The 16,336-nt window shown below is 36.5% G+C and carries 18 protein-coding genes; 3 read left to right on the top strand and 15 right to left on the bottom strand.

Features of this window, described 5'->3' with window-relative positions; translation table 11 throughout:
* Positions 1-51 precede the first annotated feature (51 nt).
* Positions 52-930, bottom strand: coding sequence for a YitT family protein (locus AC0OM3_RS02150; RefSeq protein ID WP_000435963.1), 879 nt, complete (start codon positions 928-930; stop codon positions 52-54).
* Positions 931-1,079: 149 nt separating this feature from the next.
* Here AC0OM3_RS02150 and AC0OM3_RS02145 point away from each other — a divergent pair, with 149 nt between their 5' ends.
* Positions 1,080-1,334, top strand: a complete 255-nt coding sequence (locus tag AC0OM3_RS02145) for a DUF2624 domain-containing protein (protein ID WP_001048954.1) — start codon at positions 1,080-1,082, stop codon at positions 1,332-1,334.
* Positions 1,335-1,352: 18 nt separating this feature from the next.
* Here AC0OM3_RS02145 and AC0OM3_RS02140 read toward each other — a convergent pair whose 3' ends face one another.
* Both AC0OM3_RS02140 and AC0OM3_RS02135 read right to left on the bottom strand, forming a co-directional pair.
* A complete protein-coding gene (locus AC0OM3_RS02140) occupies positions 1,353-2,249 on the bottom strand; it encodes a deoxyribonuclease IV (RefSeq protein WP_000912460.1) in 897 nt (298 codons plus the stop codon).
* Positions 2,250-2,417: 168 nt separating this feature from the next.
* Entirely contained in the window at positions 2,418-3,728 is a 1,311-nt protein-coding gene (locus AC0OM3_RS02135; protein ID WP_000194018.1) for a DEAD/DEAH box helicase, read from the bottom strand.
* Between the two features lie 181 nt (positions 3,729-3,909).
* Here AC0OM3_RS02135 and vrrA point away from each other — a divergent pair, with 181 nt between their 5' ends.
* Both vrrA and AC0OM3_RS02125 read left to right on the top strand, forming a co-directional pair.
* A complete protein-coding gene (vrrA, locus tag AC0OM3_RS02130; RefSeq protein WP_000484172.1) occupies positions 3,910-4,647 on the top strand; it encodes a VrrA/YqfQ family protein in 738 nt (245 codons plus the stop codon).
* Between the two features lie 89 nt (positions 4,648-4,736).
* Positions 4,737-5,687, top strand: coding sequence for a 4-hydroxy-3-methylbut-2-enyl diphosphate reductase (locus tag AC0OM3_RS02125; protein WP_000706661.1), 951 nt, complete (start codon positions 4,737-4,739; stop codon positions 5,685-5,687).
* A gap of 41 nt (positions 5,688-5,728) precedes the next feature.
* Here the strand turns inward: AC0OM3_RS02125 and AC0OM3_RS02120 are convergent, their stop codons facing one another.
* The 12 genes from AC0OM3_RS02120 to AC0OM3_RS02065 all read right to left on the bottom strand — a co-directional run bounded on the left by AC0OM3_RS02120 (position 5,729) and on the right by AC0OM3_RS02065 (position 16,283).
* Positions 5,729-6,850, bottom strand: a complete 1,122-nt coding sequence (locus AC0OM3_RS02120) for a Nif3-like dinuclear metal center hexameric protein (protein WP_474211034.1) — start codon at positions 6,848-6,850, stop codon at positions 5,729-5,731.
* Complete coding sequence (locus tag AC0OM3_RS02115; RefSeq protein ID WP_001006535.1) at positions 6,847-7,554, bottom strand: tRNA (adenine(22)-N(1))-methyltransferase; 708 nt, start codon at positions 7,552-7,554, stop codon at positions 6,847-6,849. The genes AC0OM3_RS02120 and AC0OM3_RS02115 overlap by 4 nt, the downstream gene beginning before the upstream one ends.
* Positions 7,555-7,719: 165 nt before the next feature.
* Positions 7,720-8,076 (bottom strand): cytochrome c550, encoded by a 357-nt coding sequence (gene cccA / locus AC0OM3_RS02110; RefSeq protein ID WP_000828141.1) that lies wholly within the window; start codon positions 8,074-8,076, stop codon positions 7,720-7,722.
* Positions 8,077-8,462: 386 nt separating this feature from the next.
* Complete coding sequence (gene rpoD, locus AC0OM3_RS02105) at positions 8,463-9,590, bottom strand: RNA polymerase sigma factor RpoD (protein WP_000764065.1); 1,128 nt, start codon at positions 9,588-9,590, stop codon at positions 8,463-8,465.
* A gap of 59 nt (positions 9,591-9,649) precedes the next feature.
* On the bottom strand, positions 9,650-11,446 hold the full coding sequence (gene dnaG, locus AC0OM3_RS02100) for a DNA primase (RefSeq protein WP_000528221.1): 1,797 nt from the start codon (positions 11,444-11,446) through the stop codon (positions 9,650-9,652).
* 360 nt (positions 11,447-11,806) lie between these two features.
* On the bottom strand, positions 11,807-11,938 hold the full coding sequence (locus AC0OM3_RS02095) for a hypothetical protein (protein WP_003302665.1): 132 nt from the start codon (positions 11,936-11,938) through the stop codon (positions 11,807-11,809).
* 367 nt (positions 11,939-12,305) lie between these two features.
* Positions 12,306-13,118 (bottom strand): pyruvate, water dikinase regulatory protein, encoded by an 813-nt coding sequence (locus AC0OM3_RS02090; protein ID WP_000368944.1) that lies wholly within the window; start codon positions 13,116-13,118, stop codon positions 12,306-12,308.
* A gap of 29 nt (positions 13,119-13,147) precedes the next feature.
* Entirely contained in the window at positions 13,148-13,780 is a 633-nt protein-coding gene (gene ccpN, locus AC0OM3_RS02085) for a transcriptional regulator CcpN (RefSeq protein ID WP_000583756.1), read from the bottom strand.
* A gap of 106 nt (positions 13,781-13,886) precedes the next feature.
* A complete protein-coding gene (gene recO, locus AC0OM3_RS02080; RefSeq protein ID WP_474211031.1) occupies positions 13,887-14,633 on the bottom strand; it encodes a DNA repair protein RecO in 747 nt (248 codons plus the stop codon).
* 33 nt (positions 14,634-14,666) lie between these two features.
* Positions 14,667-14,810, bottom strand: coding sequence for a YqzL family protein (locus tag AC0OM3_RS02075; RefSeq protein WP_000883924.1), 144 nt, complete (start codon positions 14,808-14,810; stop codon positions 14,667-14,669).
* A gap of 176 nt (positions 14,811-14,986) precedes the next feature.
* On the bottom strand, positions 14,987-15,892 hold the full coding sequence (era, locus tag AC0OM3_RS02070; RefSeq protein WP_001080229.1) for a GTPase Era: 906 nt from the start codon (positions 15,890-15,892) through the stop codon (positions 14,987-14,989).
* A complete protein-coding gene (locus AC0OM3_RS02065; RefSeq protein WP_001086285.1) occupies positions 15,885-16,283 on the bottom strand; it encodes a cytidine deaminase in 399 nt (132 codons plus the stop codon). Before AC0OM3_RS02065 ends, era begins: the two co-directional genes overlap by 8 nt.
* Positions 16,284-16,336: the final 53 nt, after the last annotated feature.

The following is a 16,336-nucleotide window of genomic DNA, read 5'->3' as shown; positions in this document are numbered from 1 at the left end:
CAAAAAGCAGAGAAAAATTCTCTGCTTTCGAAAAATATTCCTATAAACTTTTTAGTGAATAGCCGATTTAAACTTACCACCATTTGTCTCTTGCGTGCTCATAATCGTAACAAACGCATTTTCATCAATTTCATGCACAATTGATTTTAACTTCGTCACTTCTAGACGCGTTACAACTGCATAAATAACTTCTTTTTCTTTATCCGTGTAACCACCTTTCGCTACAAGCTTTGTAGTTCCACGGCCAAGACGATGCAAAATCGCGTTTGATACTTCCTCATATTGATCAGATACAATTAAAACCGCCTTCGTTTCATCTAGCCCTTGAATTACTGTATCGATCGTTTTAAATGCGATATAGTACGTCATAACAGAATACATCGCTTGTTCCACACCAAACACAAATGCTGCCCATGCAAAAATAAATAAGTTCACAAACATTACGAATTCACCAACAGAGAACGGTAATTTCTTCGTTAATAAAATCCCCATAATTTCAGTTCCATCTAGCGATCCACCATGACGAATTACAAGTCCTACACCAAGCCCTAAAATAAGACCCCCAAACACTGTCGCTAAAATAGGTTCTGTTGTAAATGGTGGTACCGCATGTAACGTTGACTCAATGAAAGCTAACGCTACAATACCAAATGTCGAAGATAACATAAATGTTTTTCCAATTTGCTTATAACCGGAATACATAAATGGGATATTGAGAACAACGACTAAAGTAGAAAAACTTAACCACCAAATGTTAGGAGTAAGATAATCTAATATAAGAGAAATACCAATAATTCCACCATCAATAATTTTATTTGGCATTAAAAATAGTTCAATTGCTACCGCCGCGCATGCTGCTCCAAAAATAATCATAACTAAACGATAAATGAGATGAATAACACTTTCTTTTCGATGTTGCTTTTGCTCCATAAGCCCTCCCTGTACTCTTTTTCTGTAGTTTCGTTCTTATATTATAACATACGCTTCTTTTCCTCATGAAAAAAGAAACTCCATACGAATATGTACAAGCTACATGCTCATATATTTCGATAGAAGAACGCGTGAAGGAGGATAACAAGATGAACCTCATTAAACAAATTGTTAATAAAAAATTAAATCATATTTCTACAAAAGAGTTATTAAAATATAGCAAAGAATACGAAGTTCCCATTACAGCAGCACAAGCTGATCAAATTGTTTTACTTATGAAGGGTAAAAATATTAATATTTACGATAACAACGAGCGACTAGAGCTCTTAAAACAGATCGCAAAAGTAACTTCCCCTGCCACTGCCCAACAAGTAAATACGTTATTTCAGCAACTACTAAAATAAGGAGGGGATTTCCCCTCCTTATTGCGCTTTAATTTTTTCAAGAAGCCCTTCATCAAAAGTGCCGTTTTTCAGCATTTCAATTTCCAATTTGTATGGTGGCTTCTTATCTTTTTTATCTTCCCCTACATACGGTGTTTCAAGAATTTTTGGTACATGCATTAACTGTGGATGATGTACAATGTGATGCAATGCTTTATACCCAATGTGACCAAATCCAATGTTTTCATGACGGTCTTTTCCTGCTCCGCGTACATTTTTACTATCATTAATATGAAGTACTTGTAAACGATCTATACCAACGATCTTATCAAATTCGTTTAATACGCCGTCAAAGTCATTTACAATATCATATCCTGCATCGTGCGTATGACACGTATCAAAGCATACAGATAGCTTTTCATTATATTTCACACCATCAATAATCTTTGCAATTTCTTCAAAGCTACGACCGCATTCTGTTCCTTTTCCTGCCATCGTCTCTAACGCAATGTTAACCGTCTGTTCTGGCGTTAATACTTCATTAAGCCCTTTAATAATTTGTTGAATACCAGCATCTGCTCCAGCACCAACGTGCGCTCCTGGGTGAAGAACAATTTGTTTTGCTACACCTAATGCCGATGTTCTTTCAATTTCCATGCGAAGAAAGTCTACGCCTAATTGGAATGTTTCTGGCTTCGTCGTATTCCCAACATTAATAATATACGGTGCATGGACGATAATTTCCTCAATTCCGTTCAGCTCCATATGTTTTCTTCCTGCTTCTATGTTCAATTCTTCAATTGGTTTTCTTCGTGTATTTTGCGGTGCACCTGTATAAATCATAAACGTTGTTGCACCGTATGAAACAGCCTCTTCACTTGCTGCTAATAACATTTTCTTACCACTCATGGAAACATGAGATCCAATCTTTAACATACAATCACCTCTTCAATATACAATAGATATAATGATAGCATAATTTGTAGAAATATGTAGTGAATTGTTTGTTCACAAAAGACGCACTACACAAATTCATATGACTATTTAGACAGACTATACTCTTCATTTAAATTAGCAGGATAAAAAAAAGATAAGGGAAATCCCTTATCTTTTTTTATGGCTGTATTTTCTCTTCACTTTGTCACGTTCTGTTGCAAGTTTACGTTTATAGTTTGGTTTTACTTTTTTCGGTTTTTTAACAACTTTTGTTGCCATAACATCAAGTTCGTCATTTGGCTTTTTACGGCTCTTACGACGACGACGCTCACCTAAATCTGCCCACTCATCTCCACGTAAATCTACATGTTTAAACTCGATATGACGTTGTTTTTCTAAGCTATCTAACGCTTCTTCGTTTGCTGGATCATAAATCGTCACTGCAATACCAGAATGCCCCGCACGTGCTGTTCTTCCAACGCGGTGAACGAAGAAATCTAAATCTGATGGTAGCTCATAGTTAATAACATGGCTAATCCCTTCAATATCAATACCACGTGCTGCTAAATCAGTTGCAACAATATATTGGAATTCCAGGTCACGAATTTGTTTCATCATTTTTTTACGATCACGTGGTGATAAATCCCCGTGAATTCGTCCAACTTTTAAGCCACGTTCCATTAATCCATCAGCAACTTGGTCTGCCATCTTTTTCGTATTCGTGAAAACAACTGCTAAATACGGTTTAAATTGAAGTAGCATTTTATGCACTAAATCAATTTTATTACGATGTTTAGAAGGCACTAAATAGTGTTCAATGTTTCCAGCTGCAACTTGTTTTGGATTGATATGAATATGTTCTGGATTCTCCATATACTTCTTCAGAAACGGTTTTAGTTTTTGAGGAATTGTTGCAGAGAAAACTAACATTTGCAAGTTTTTAGGCATGCGTGCTGCAATTTTATCTACATCATGAATGAATCCCATATCAAGCATTAAGTCTGCTTCATCGACAATAATCGTATTTGCTTTATGAACAAATAATGCTTGCTCTTCTACTAAATCTTTAATACGTCCTGGTGTTCCAACTACGATATGAGGTTGTTTTTTCAACTTTTCAATTGAGCGTTGTTTATCAGTTCCACCAATTAAACAACGTGCTGTAATCATTTGGTCTTCCGCACAAAACTTTGTTAATTTCACGATTTCTTCGTAAATTTGTTGTGCTAACTCACGAGTAGGCGCTGTAATAACAAGTTGTACTTCTTCACGGCTTGCATTAATTCTGTTTAATGTAGGAAGTAAGTATGCATGTGTTTTCCCAGAACCTGTTTGGGATTGTCCAATTACACTTACACCTTTTTTCACAACCGGGAAAATTTTCTGCTGAATTCCTGTCGGCTCTGTAAAGCGTAGTTCACGAACTGCATCTATTAAAAATGGTTTAAAATCATACTGTGTAAAAGTTTGTTGTGTCATAAGTTACACCTTCTTTCTAAAATTTCTACTGCGCGCACAAATCAGTCAAGTCTACATTATATCGAAATCTACAAGTAAAATCCATCTTTAGTTTAGGTTTTCACTTCAAAAACTAACCTTCTTCCCTTTTATTGCATATTGTATGTGTATATACCTAACTGAAGAAAGGAGGATTTCTCACATGTTTCCGAAATCCCCTACAAGGCAAATGTATCCGAATCCAGGGCAGCAACCTTATACACCATATCCAATTCCACAACTACCACCAATGGTACAAAAAAAGAAAGGTTTTCTTGCCAAGCTTTTTAAAAAACACGATCCAACCGAGCCTTTTATGCAAATGGTTCCACCTTACCGACAAATGGAAGGGCAACCGATGATGCATCAGCAACCACCGTCGCCGCCGCAATATCAACAGCAATATCAGCAGCAATACCACCAACAATATCCGCAGCAACATCCACAATATCAACCATACATGCAGCAACACCCTGAGCAAATGATACCGCCTCAAATGTATGAATCAAATGAAACGCGCGGCGGCGCAACTACAGCTGCGGCAACAGCAAGCAGTGGCATCGGCAGTTTTTTTTCGAACTTAATTTCGAATCCAACTAATATGATAAATAACATCGAAAAAGTATCCCAAGTCGTTCAATCTGTAGGTCCTGTTGTCGAACAGTACGGTCCTATTATGCGTAGTCTACCAAGCATTGTTAAAATCCTCACCTCTGGAAAAAGCACGGAAGAAAATCAAACAGAAAATGTAACAGAGCCAGTTGAGGTAGAAAGTCCGCCTCCTGCACCTCAAAAAAAGAAACGAAAACGAAAGAAAATAGTGATTGAACCTGTAATACAAAAAGAGTTACCGAAAGAACCAGTTCAACAAACAGCAACAAAACCAAAACTATATGTGTAACAATCCTTTGTTTTCTATCCACTCCTCCTTTATAATGTAAAAGACTATGCACAAAAGTATCCCTTGTTTAGAAGGAGAGGATTACTCATATGAAAATTGTTAAAATTTCCCCTCGTGGTTATTGCTACGGTGTTGTCGATGCAATGGTAATTGCACGTAACGCCGCATTAGATAAATCATTGCCGAGACCCATTTATATTTTAGGTATGATTGTTCACAATAAACATGTTACAGACGCTTTTGAAGAAGATGGAATCATCACATTAGACGGTCCAAGTCGCTTAGAAATTTTAGATAAGATTGATTCTGGTACTGTTATTTTCACAGCACACGGTGTTTCTCCAGAAGTTAAACAACGCGCAAAAGAAAAAGGTTTAACAACAATCGATGCCACTTGCCCAGATGTTACCAAAACGCATGATCTTATCGAAGCTAAAAAAGCGGAAGGATATCATGTCATTTATATCGGTAAAAAAAATCATCCTGAGCCAGAAGGCGCAGTTGGTATTGCACCTGACATCGTTCACCTTATCGAAAGAGCCGATGATTTAAAAACATTAGAAATCCCAACAGATAAAATTTTAGTAACGAATCAAACAACGATGAGTCAATGGGATGTTCAACATTTAATGGAGGACATTCAAAAAAAATTCCCAACAGCAGAATTCCATAAAGAAATTTGTTTAGCAACTCAAGTTCGCCAAGAAGCTGTCGCTAAACAAGCTGATGTTGCAGACTTAACAATTGTTGTTGGCGATCCGAAAAGTAACAATTCAAATCGCCTAGCACAAGTATCACAAGAAATCGCGGGTACAAAAGCATATCGAGTTGCTGATGTAAGCGAAATTCAATTAGAGTGGCTACAAGGTGTAGAAAACGTAGCTGTCACAGCAGGTGCTTCTACACCAACGCCGATTACAAAAGAAGTTATCGCGTTCTTAGAGCAATATAATCCAATGAATCCCGCTACATGGGAAAGAGTTCGAAAAGTACCGTTACAAAAGATATTACCTCGCGTAAAGGTGAAAAAAGAAGAATAATAAAAACCGTTGCCCTAATGGAGCAACGGTTTTTATTTTTCTTATACAAATGTGAATGGATCTGTATGTAACTGCGAAGCATGAATTTGAACATTGAATTTCTTTGCATCCACTTTTTCTTGCAGTTGCTTTTGTACACCTTGCTTCATTACTTTTTCAACATTATGTCCTGGGTCAACTATATTTAAACCAAGCATCATCGCATCATGAGCAACATGATAGTACATGTCACCAGTTACATATACATCTGCTCCTTTAAATTTCGCTTGGTTTATATATTTATTACCATCTCCACCAAGTACAGCTACTTTACGCACTTTATCATCTAACTTACCGACAACTCTTGCACCCTTAACATCTAATGATTGTTTCACATGTTCTGCAAATTGACCAAGCGTCATTTCTTCTTGTAAATATCCTATTTTTCCTAAGCCTAACGTTTCACCTTTATTATCAAGCGGATACACATCGTATGCTACTTCTTCATAAGGGTGCGCCGTTACCATTGCTTTAATCACTTTTCGCTGGAATGAAGCTGGAATAATCGTTTCGATTCGCACTTCTTCTACACGTTCTAACTGTCCAGTTTCCCCGATATAAGGATTTGTCCCCTCTTGAGGTACAAATGTGCCTGTACCCTCGCTACTAAACGTACAGTGGCTATAATTGCCGATATGACCAGCACCTGCGTCTCCTAATGCTTTCCTTACTTCTTCTGCATGAGTGACTGGCACAAACACAACAACTTTTTTCATTTCTTCTGCATATGTTGGTGCCAAAACTTCTGTATTTTGCAATCCTAACGCCTCAGCAAGTAAATCATTTACCCCGCCCTTAGCAACATCCACATTTGTATGCGCTGCATAGATTGCAATATCATTTTTAATACACTTTTCAATAATTTTCCCATACGCCTTATCTGTATGAATCGCTTTTAACGGGTTAAAAATTAAAGGGTGATGAGCAATAATGACATTTGCCCCTAATTGAATCGCTTCTTCCACAACTTCCTCCGTTACATCTAAAGCAATCAATACGTGCTGCACAGGTTGATTAAGCGCTCCAATCTGCAAACCAATCTTATCACCTTCCATCGCTAAATGCTTTGGATACATACTTTCAAATAAAGAAATTATTTCATGACCATTCGGAATTTTACTCATGATAAAATCTCCCCTATCATTTTCATTTTCGCTTCTACTTCTTCACGTTTCGCTTTTGTTTCTTCAGAATCAGTCGCACGTTCTAACTGTTTTAAAATATTTTGGAAGTTTTTTAATTCTCCTTCCCATTTTTCAACAAAAGCTTCACTTTTTTCTTTTATTAAAAATGGTCCCATAAACAATTCAGCTTGTTTATTTTCAGAATAAGGCAACGCGATGTTTCCCCGCTCCCCTACTAGAATTTCATAAATTTTTCCATCTTCTTTTACGATTTTTTCATGGATAAGCTCCCATCCATTCTCAATAAACCATTCACGAATGTGATGCGCTGCAATATTCGGCTGTAAAATTAAACGCGTTACACCTTTTAATTTTTCTTTACCACTTTCTAAAATATCACGAATTAACGCTCCACCCATCCCAGCAACCGTAATTACATCTACTTCTCCTGGCGCGATAACAGCTAATCCATTCCCTTTACGCACATCTATCTTATCTTGTAAGCCACTTTCAGCTACAGTTGCTTGTGCAGAGCGGAATGGTCCATCTACAACTTCTCCTGCAACTGCTTTTGTAGCAATATTATTTATAATTGTATAACACGGTAAATACGCATGATCCGATCCAATATCAGCAACTGTAGATCCTACTGGTATTTCACGCACAACTTCTTCTAATCGTTTTGAAAGCTTTACTTCATTCATGTATTTCCATTACTCCTTCTCTTGTCAGTCTGTCTCCATGATAATGAATTTATAGTAGTTGTTGCAAGCCCATAACAACAATTCACCACTCTATCATTCATCGTATTTTAGAAAATATAGAAAAACAAGCCCTTTGCATAAGCAAAAGGCTTGTCATACGGAACTTTATTTTTTCTTCGATAACCAATCAGCTACTTTAGCAGCTTGATCAGCTGGAACTATATTGGCAGGCATATTGCCTTTTCCTTTCGAAAGAATTTCTTTAATTTCATCCTTTGAAAGTTTCCCACCAATTTTTTGTAAGTTAGGTCCAACTGCCCCTTGTAACTGATCACCATGGCAGCTCGTACAGCTTTGCTTCACAATATCCTCTGGTTTTGATGCTGTTTGTGCTGGCTTCCCGCCATTTTTTGCATCAGCTAACTCTTTAGATTTATTTAGCCCCTGAAATGAAAATACAAACATAACGATAATACCCAATGCTGCAATAAGAGCGAACGGAATCAGCGGATTACGTTTCATATCTCTTCTCCCCCCTCTATACCCCTAAATAGTTAGATGATTCAGTCATTTATATTGTACTTGAAAACGCTCTATCAGAAAAGAGCAAACTACTACTTGTTAAAAATATTCCATAAATTCAGTTTATTGTTTTTTATTGTCATATCGCTTATTATTTCGATAATTATTAACGTTTCTCATCATATTTTTCGCTTTTCTACATATATTTTTGTATATAATAAACAAAATTAATCGAAAAATCGAAAAATGAGCATTTGCAAATCAAAAGACAATTCTGTAAAATAAATTACAAGAAATTGTAATCGTTGCCCACAGCTAAATTTTAACAAAAATTAACAAAATAAAAAAGTTTACTTCACAAAGGTGAAGTAAACTTAAAAAATAACCTATTCTAAGAAATCCTTAAGACGCTTACTACGGCTTGGATGTCTTAATTTGCGAAGTGCTTTTGCTTCAATTTGACGGATACGCTCTCTCGTTACGCCGAATACTTTCCCAACTTCTTCAAGCGTACGAGTTCGTCCATCATCTAAACCGAAACGAAGACGTAGAACATTTTCTTCACGATCTGTTAGCGTATCTAACACATCTTCTAATTGTTCTTTTAGCAATTCATAGGCTGCATGGTCCGCAGGCGATGTTGCTTCTTGGTCTTCAATAAAGTCACCTAAATGGGAGTCATCTTCTTCACCAATTGGTGTTTCAAGAGAAACTGGCTCCTGTGCAATTTTTAAGATTTCACGTACTTTTTCTGGAGCAAGATCCATTTCCTCACCAATCTCTTCAGGAGACGGTTCGCGACCTAAATCTTGTAATAATTGACGTTGTACACGAATTAACTTATTAATCGTTTCAACCATATGAACTGGAATACGAATTGTTCGCGCTTGGTCTGCAATGGCACGTGTAATAGCTTGGCGAATCCACCAAGTTGCATACGTACTAAATTTGAAACCTTTACGATAATCGAACTTTTCAACAGCTTTAATTAGACCCATATTACCTTCTTGAATTAAGTCTAAGAAAAGCATACCACGGCCTACATAGCGCTTTGCAATACTTACTACAAGACGTAAATTTGCTTCTGCAAGACGACGTTTCGCTTCTTCATCGCCTTCTTCAATACGCGTTGCAAGTCGAATTTCTTCTTCTGCAGATAGTAAGTCTACACGACCAATTTCTTTTAAATACATACGAACAGGATCGTTGATTTTAACCCCAGGTGGTACACTTAAATCATTGAGGTCAAACTCTTCTTCTGTTTTTGAAATTTGGCGATTATTAGGGCCTTCTTCGTTGTCATTATCACCAACTAAGTCAATGCCTTGTTCACCTAAATATTCATAGTATTCATCCATTTGATCGGATTCAATTTCAAATCCATTCATGCGTTCTGCAATCTCTTCATATGTAAGAACGCCACGTTTTTTTCCGAGCTCAGTGAGTTGTTCTTTCACTTGCTCAAGGGTCATTTCAGTTTCAATTTGTTTAGAACGAGCTGGTTTGTCAGCCATCTGTTCCCCTCCTTACGCGAGATACAAACATTCATTATACTAAAAATTTATCAAAAAAGCTATTTTCTCGCTTTTTGATTTTGTAAATATGCTACATAATATTTAGCAGCCTCTACAGGATCTGTTTTTTCCATTTGTTTCACTTTAAAGATGATCTCCATCTTTTCAAGTTTTTCCTGATGCCGTCTAAGCGTCTCCAAATGGCCTTGCAACACTTCTTCAGTGTATTCTGGATTAATAAATTCATCCGTCGAAATATCAGTGATAATATTTTTCAACTTTTCATCAGAGAGCCAACTTAAAAATGTTCCGACTGAAGGTTCATTTCCCTTTTCATAATATGCGTATAGTTCATATAAAATCCCTTTATGTTCTTCTGTATGAAAATCTTCTATATGGGATTCCATACGAACAGCTACTTCTGCACTTTGCAACATATGGTAAATAATTTCTCTTTCCGCTCTTTCAAAACCTGTTAACTTAGGTTTTGTTTGAACGACTTGAGACGGTTTAGCAACCTGCTTTATTTGTTTTTGCTGTACCTTTTGTTCTTTGCGATATTGGTGCAATTGGTTCAAAAGTGTTTCCATTGAATACGAAAATTCTTGCGATAATGACTTCAAATATGACTCTGCCTGCATCGCATCTTGTAACAACGATAACTCTTTTAAAACACTTTTCACATATTCTTCTTTGCCAGACTCATCTTGCAAATTTTTCCCTAAACGCAAATAATTTATTTTAAAACCAACAAAACTCACACTTGATTTCACAAGATTTTCAAAAGCAGTAGTGCCATATTGTTGCACATATTCATCAGGATCAAGCTTATCTGGCAAGGATGTGACTTTCACTTGGCAACCAACTTTTAGCAATAATTGCCCTGCTTTCATCGTCGCTTCTCGCCCTGCTTTATCACCATCATAGCAAAGAACAACAGTTTCAACGTTACGTCGCAGAAGTTTTGCTTGTTCTTCAGTTAAAGCTGTTCCCATTGTCGCAACAGCTTCTTCCACACCACTTTTTACCGCAGCTAGCACATCGGCATATCCTTCAAAAAGAACCACCTGCCCACGCTTTCTAATAAACGGTCTTGCTTGGTGAAAGTTATACAACAATTTACTTTTGTGAAAAATCGGCGTTTCAGGACTATTTAAATATTTCGGAGTGTCATCTCCTAACGCCCTTCCACTAAATGCTATTACCTTACCTTGTAACGTATAGATCGGGAACATAACTCTTCCGCGGAAGCGATCGTAATGACTACCATCCTTCTCACTTCTTATTAGAAGGCCAGCTTGTTCCATACTAGACAGCGATAAACCTCTTTTTTGTAAAATTTTCGTCGCTGCGTCCCAAGCAGGTGATGCATAACCAATTTCAAACTTCTCAATCATTTCTTTCGTAATACCACGGTTTAATAAATATGAAAGTGCTTCATTTCCCTCTTCCGTATTTACTAATAAATGATGATAATACTTTTTCAATAATTCATGAGCTTGCTGCATGATGACAGTGTCATCAGATATGTCTTCTTGTTGTCCTTGCCCTGATGTGTACTCTGCAACCGCAATTCCATTTCTTTCGCCTAGCTTTTGAACAGCCTCGGTAAAAGCCAGTCCTTCCATTTTCATTAGAAAGGAAAATACATTTCCACCTTCTCCACATCCGAAGCAATGAAAAATTTGCTTATCGGATGAAACAGAGAATGAAGGAGAGTTCTCACCATGAAATGGACAAAGGCCGAAATAGTTACGCCCCTGTTTTCTAAGTTGAACGTATTCACCAATGACTTCTACAATATCGGATGATGTCCGAATTTGTTCAACAACTTCTTCGGGAATTCTGTTCCCCATAACTCCATCTCCGTGTCGTATTTTGTATTCGATATAAATTAAAAAATTCCTTTATAATTCGACAATATTTTTCTAAACTTGTTAGAAAGTGTTGCCGATTACATTGTATAAACGATTTTGAACCTTCCTATAGGTCCTTTATATGCATAAATCGCATATACATACTTGCTATATAAAATTGTATACATTTGCTCATCTGTTACAAATGTATCTCTTAGAAACAATACATATAGACCTTTTTACAAGAACAGTAGCAAGCCACATATACTGTTTGACCTTGAGATCTGTAACTTTTTCATGTTGATCCATATAACAATCAACTACATTTTGTTCAGTATCTACAAAGATCCAATTGCCTTGCTATTTTCCAAAAGGATGAGCATATGATGCGACAAACAAAATTCCGACATGAAATTCCGCTCCAACTTGCACAACTTCAGCCTTCACGGGACATACATATACACCAACTGATATGTTGTTGATGTTTTGCATATTTCTGTATTCTACATCCCTTCTGTGAATCCTTCCATAATGTGCGTTTTCTTGTATAGATTTTGTCGATTTAACGTAATTACATGTCTTTTTCGTAAATCCTATCCCTAGTTTATTCTGAAAAATTAAAGTCTAAACGTAAAATATAGGTTTTTATCACAATTTTTTATTATAATATATTTTCTTCAACTACGCTACATATCCCTTTATTTTTTCATCTTACATTTCAGGATGACAAACTCACACCTTGAATATACTAAAAGACAAAGGAGTATAAGTATAACCATTACAATACAATCTATTACAAAATCCATAGGTGTCATATTTCACACGAGCGAAAAAAGCACATTCACCTTTGGTAAATGTGCTAAAACATTTTTTGGTTTTGCACTGCATTCACAATAATATTTGCTGTTTCTTCAATCGCTTTATTCGATACATCGATTACTTGGCAATTTATTTTACTAATTACTTCCTCAAAGTGATCAATTTCTTCTTGAATACGATTAATATTTGCATATGTTGCTCCGTCACTTAATCCAAGTGATTTTAATCGCTCTTTTCGAATATGATTTAACTTATCTGGCGTAATTTTCAAACCGAAACATTTTTCTTTTGCCACTTGATATAGTTCTTCAGGTGGGTCAACTTCTGGCACGAGTGGTACATTCGCAACTTTCAAGCGTTTGTTATGAGCTAAATATTGGGAAAGTGGTGTTTTTGATGTACGCGAAACACCGATCAACACGATATCTGCTTTTAAAATACCTCGTGCATCTCTGCCGTCATCATATTTCACAGCAAACTCAATCGCTTCAATCTTTTTAAAGTATTCTTCATCTAACCTACGGACAACACCTGGCTCATATCTCGGCACTTGCCCCGTAATTTCTTCAATTTGATCAATAAGAGGGCCAATAATATCGTATGCCTCTACCCCTTCTTTTGCAGCCTCTGTTACTAAATACTGGCGCATATCAGGCTTAACTAACGTAAAACATATAAGTGCTTGATTACTCTTAGCAATCGAAATCACTTCTTTTAATGTCCCTGTATCTTCTACATACGGTACACGTCTAATATCAGGAGCAAACGGGAATTGCCCCATTGCTGCTCGAACAACCAAATCAGCCGTTTCCCCTACAGAGTCAGATACGACATATACGATTTTATTATCCATTACATTACCTCACTTTAAACAAATTACACTTATTCGTTATTTACTAAATTTACAAACGCACGTGTAATATTTGTTTTTGTAATTCGCCCAATCACTTCTAAACCTTGTTTCGTATCTTTTACAACTGGCATTGCATCAATCTGTCTTTCTATTAATTCCATCGCAATATCATATAAAGAATCCTCTCTACGACACATCGCAATGTTTGGCATCCTTGTCATGATAATATTAACCGGAAGAGAGGTTAAATCCTGCTTTCCTAAGCTCGCTCTTAATAAATCTTTACGAGACACAACACCAACTAATAGAGTCATCTGATCTACAACGAACAATGTACCAACGTCCTCTAAAAACATCGTACAAATTGCATCGTATACGGAAACATTTTTATCAATTACAACCGGTCTAGATTGATAATCTTGTACTTTAATTTTCTTAACAGCTTCAGATAATAGCTGCCCCCCAGTTTTACCCGTATAAAAATAACCTACGCGTGGACGTGCTTCTAAATAACCAGCCATCGTTAAAATTGCTAAGTCTGGTCTTAGCGTCGCACGTGTTAGACCCAATTGTGCTGCAATTGATTCCCCTGTAATAGGACCGTGATCTTTTACAATCTGAATGATATGTTCTTGCCGTTTATTCAGCTCTATGATAATCACCACCTTTAATGCACAACGAAAAAGTTATACTATCTCTTAAATATTATATACTAAATATGCTATTCGAAAAAGAAAGTATGTAAAAAGGACCGTATACGGTCCAAAATTATATTTGAAACTTATCAAGTTGTTCTAAAAAACGTCTTGATTTCAAATAAATTCCGCAATATTCATCATAATATGTATTCAATACTAAACGCATTTGTTTTTTTGTGCTATCCTTTACCGATACATTTCCGAGCCTATGTAAATCGAAATGGAAGAAAAGACGTAATAATTTATGAACAGCTTCTCCTACCGGTATACGATATGGGTCTTGCTCTGCATGATGTGAGCACAGAAAACCGCCTTCCCTGACGGAGAAGGCGACAAAGTCTGTTTCTTGATGACAAATCGCACAAGTATCAAAGTACGGGCGCATCCCTAATACTGGAAGCATTTTCGTTTGATAAATTAATGATAATACTTCTGAATCAACACCCTCACACATATAATGCAACGTTTGATATAACATTTCAAATAAGTACGGATTATGTTTTTTATCTTCTGTTGCTTTATCAGTTAACTCAACAATAAATGATGCATAAGCAGTTAAAAATATATCCTCGCGAATTTCTTTCATAGTTGAAATAATCTCGCCTTGTTGCAATGTTCCAAGCCCAGATCCCATTTGAATAAGAAAATGGCCATGTGTCATTAATTGCGACACAGATGCTAATCGGCTTTTCGGTTTTTTTGCTCCTCGTGCCATTGCACTTACCTTACCAAGTTCTCTTGAGAATATTGTAACAATCTTGTTCGTTTCTCCGTAATCTGTCGTACGGATAACGATGCCCTCAACTTTTTGAAACATGTTCGTCACCATCCAAGGTTTGAACAAAACGGGTCAAGAAATTGGAGAGTCTAGATGCGCTAGCTCCTCTTCATGTTGATCCATCTCATCGTTTACGTCTTTTTCCATTTCTTTCAAAAGCAAGTACGTTTCAATGCTTCCTGTTTTGGAGAAAAACTTCCAGGTAAAATCTAGCATAAGAATCCACCTTTCTCAATAAGCGTAGCCTATAAACCAATTTCCTTTGTTGTTATTAAATTGACCCATTTTGTCCATTTTCATGTGAGAAAAATTTTTCCTAATTTATCAAAGTTCATAAAAACCAATAATCAGCGGATGAACCAACCATCCACTGATTACAGCTTGACTCTATTTTAGTACTCATCCTCGCGGAAACCTAGGTCACGAAGCTGAGACATTTTATTACGCCAATCTTTTTGCACTTTTACCCATACTTCTAAAAATACTTTAGAACCAAGTAGCGCTTCAATATCAAAACGAGCTCGTTTACCAACTTCTTTTAACATTTTTCCTTGTTTTCCGATGATGATTCCTTTTTGTGATGCACGTTCAACAACAATCGTTGCATTTATATAAACTGCCCCACCCTCACGCTTTTGAATCGCATCGATAACAACAGCCACAGAATGCGGTACTTCTTCACGTGTTAAATGTAGTACTTTCTCACGAATAAGCTCTGCAATAATAAATCTCTCCGGATGATCCGTTACTTGATTATCTGGATAGTATTGTGGTCCTTCTGGTAAATACTTTTTAATTGTTCCAATTAAAGCGTCCACATTATTACCGTCTAACGCAGAAATTGGTACAATCTCTGCAAACTCATGTAGTTTACGATATTGATCAATTAACTCTAGTAATTGCTCTGGATGAAGTTGGTCAATTTTATTAATTACTAAAAATACTGGTTGTTTCGTTTCTTTTAATTTCTCAATGATGAATTCCTCACCACGACCAAAGCCTTCGACAGCATTAACCATAAACAGAACGATATCAACTTCTTTTAATGTCGTTTGCGCCATCTTCACCATGAAGTCGCCTAGTTTATGTTTAGGTTTATGTATTCCTGGTGTATCAATGAAAATAACTTGTGCATCATTTTCTGTATATACACCTTGAATTTTATTACGAGTCGTTTGTGGCTTATCACTCATAATAGCAATTTTCTGGCCGATAATACGATTTAAAAATGTAGATTTTCCAACATTCGGTCTGCCAATAATAGAGACAAAACCTGATTTATAACCTTTTCTATTCATGTAAATCCTCCGCTAAAAATGCTCCTGGTAACAATTCTCCGACTGTCGTCTCTTGAACGTCACCATGTAAATTTGATAAGTATACTTTCGTATCCTGTTTACATAATTCTACCATAACTTGTCGACATGCTCCACAAGGAGGTACTGGGCGCTTTGTATCTGCTACAACCGCAATGGCTACAAATTCTTTATCTCCTTCAGAAACCGCCTTAAATAAAGCTGTTCTTTCAGCACAATTACATAAGCCATATGATGCATTCTCAACATTACACCCACGATATACTTTTCCACCGCGCGTTAATAATGCTGCACCTACTTGAAATTTAGAATATGGTACGTACGCTTGTTTACGCGCTTCGATTGCTTCTAGAATTAATTGTTTACTATTCATATTCCCGCATCCTTCCTGTTCACAGCTATGAAGAGATACACTCTCTCATTAAA

This window comes from Bacillus sp. FAU20, assembly GCF_056033865.1.
This window is presented reverse-complemented; position numbering and strand designations above follow the sequence as displayed.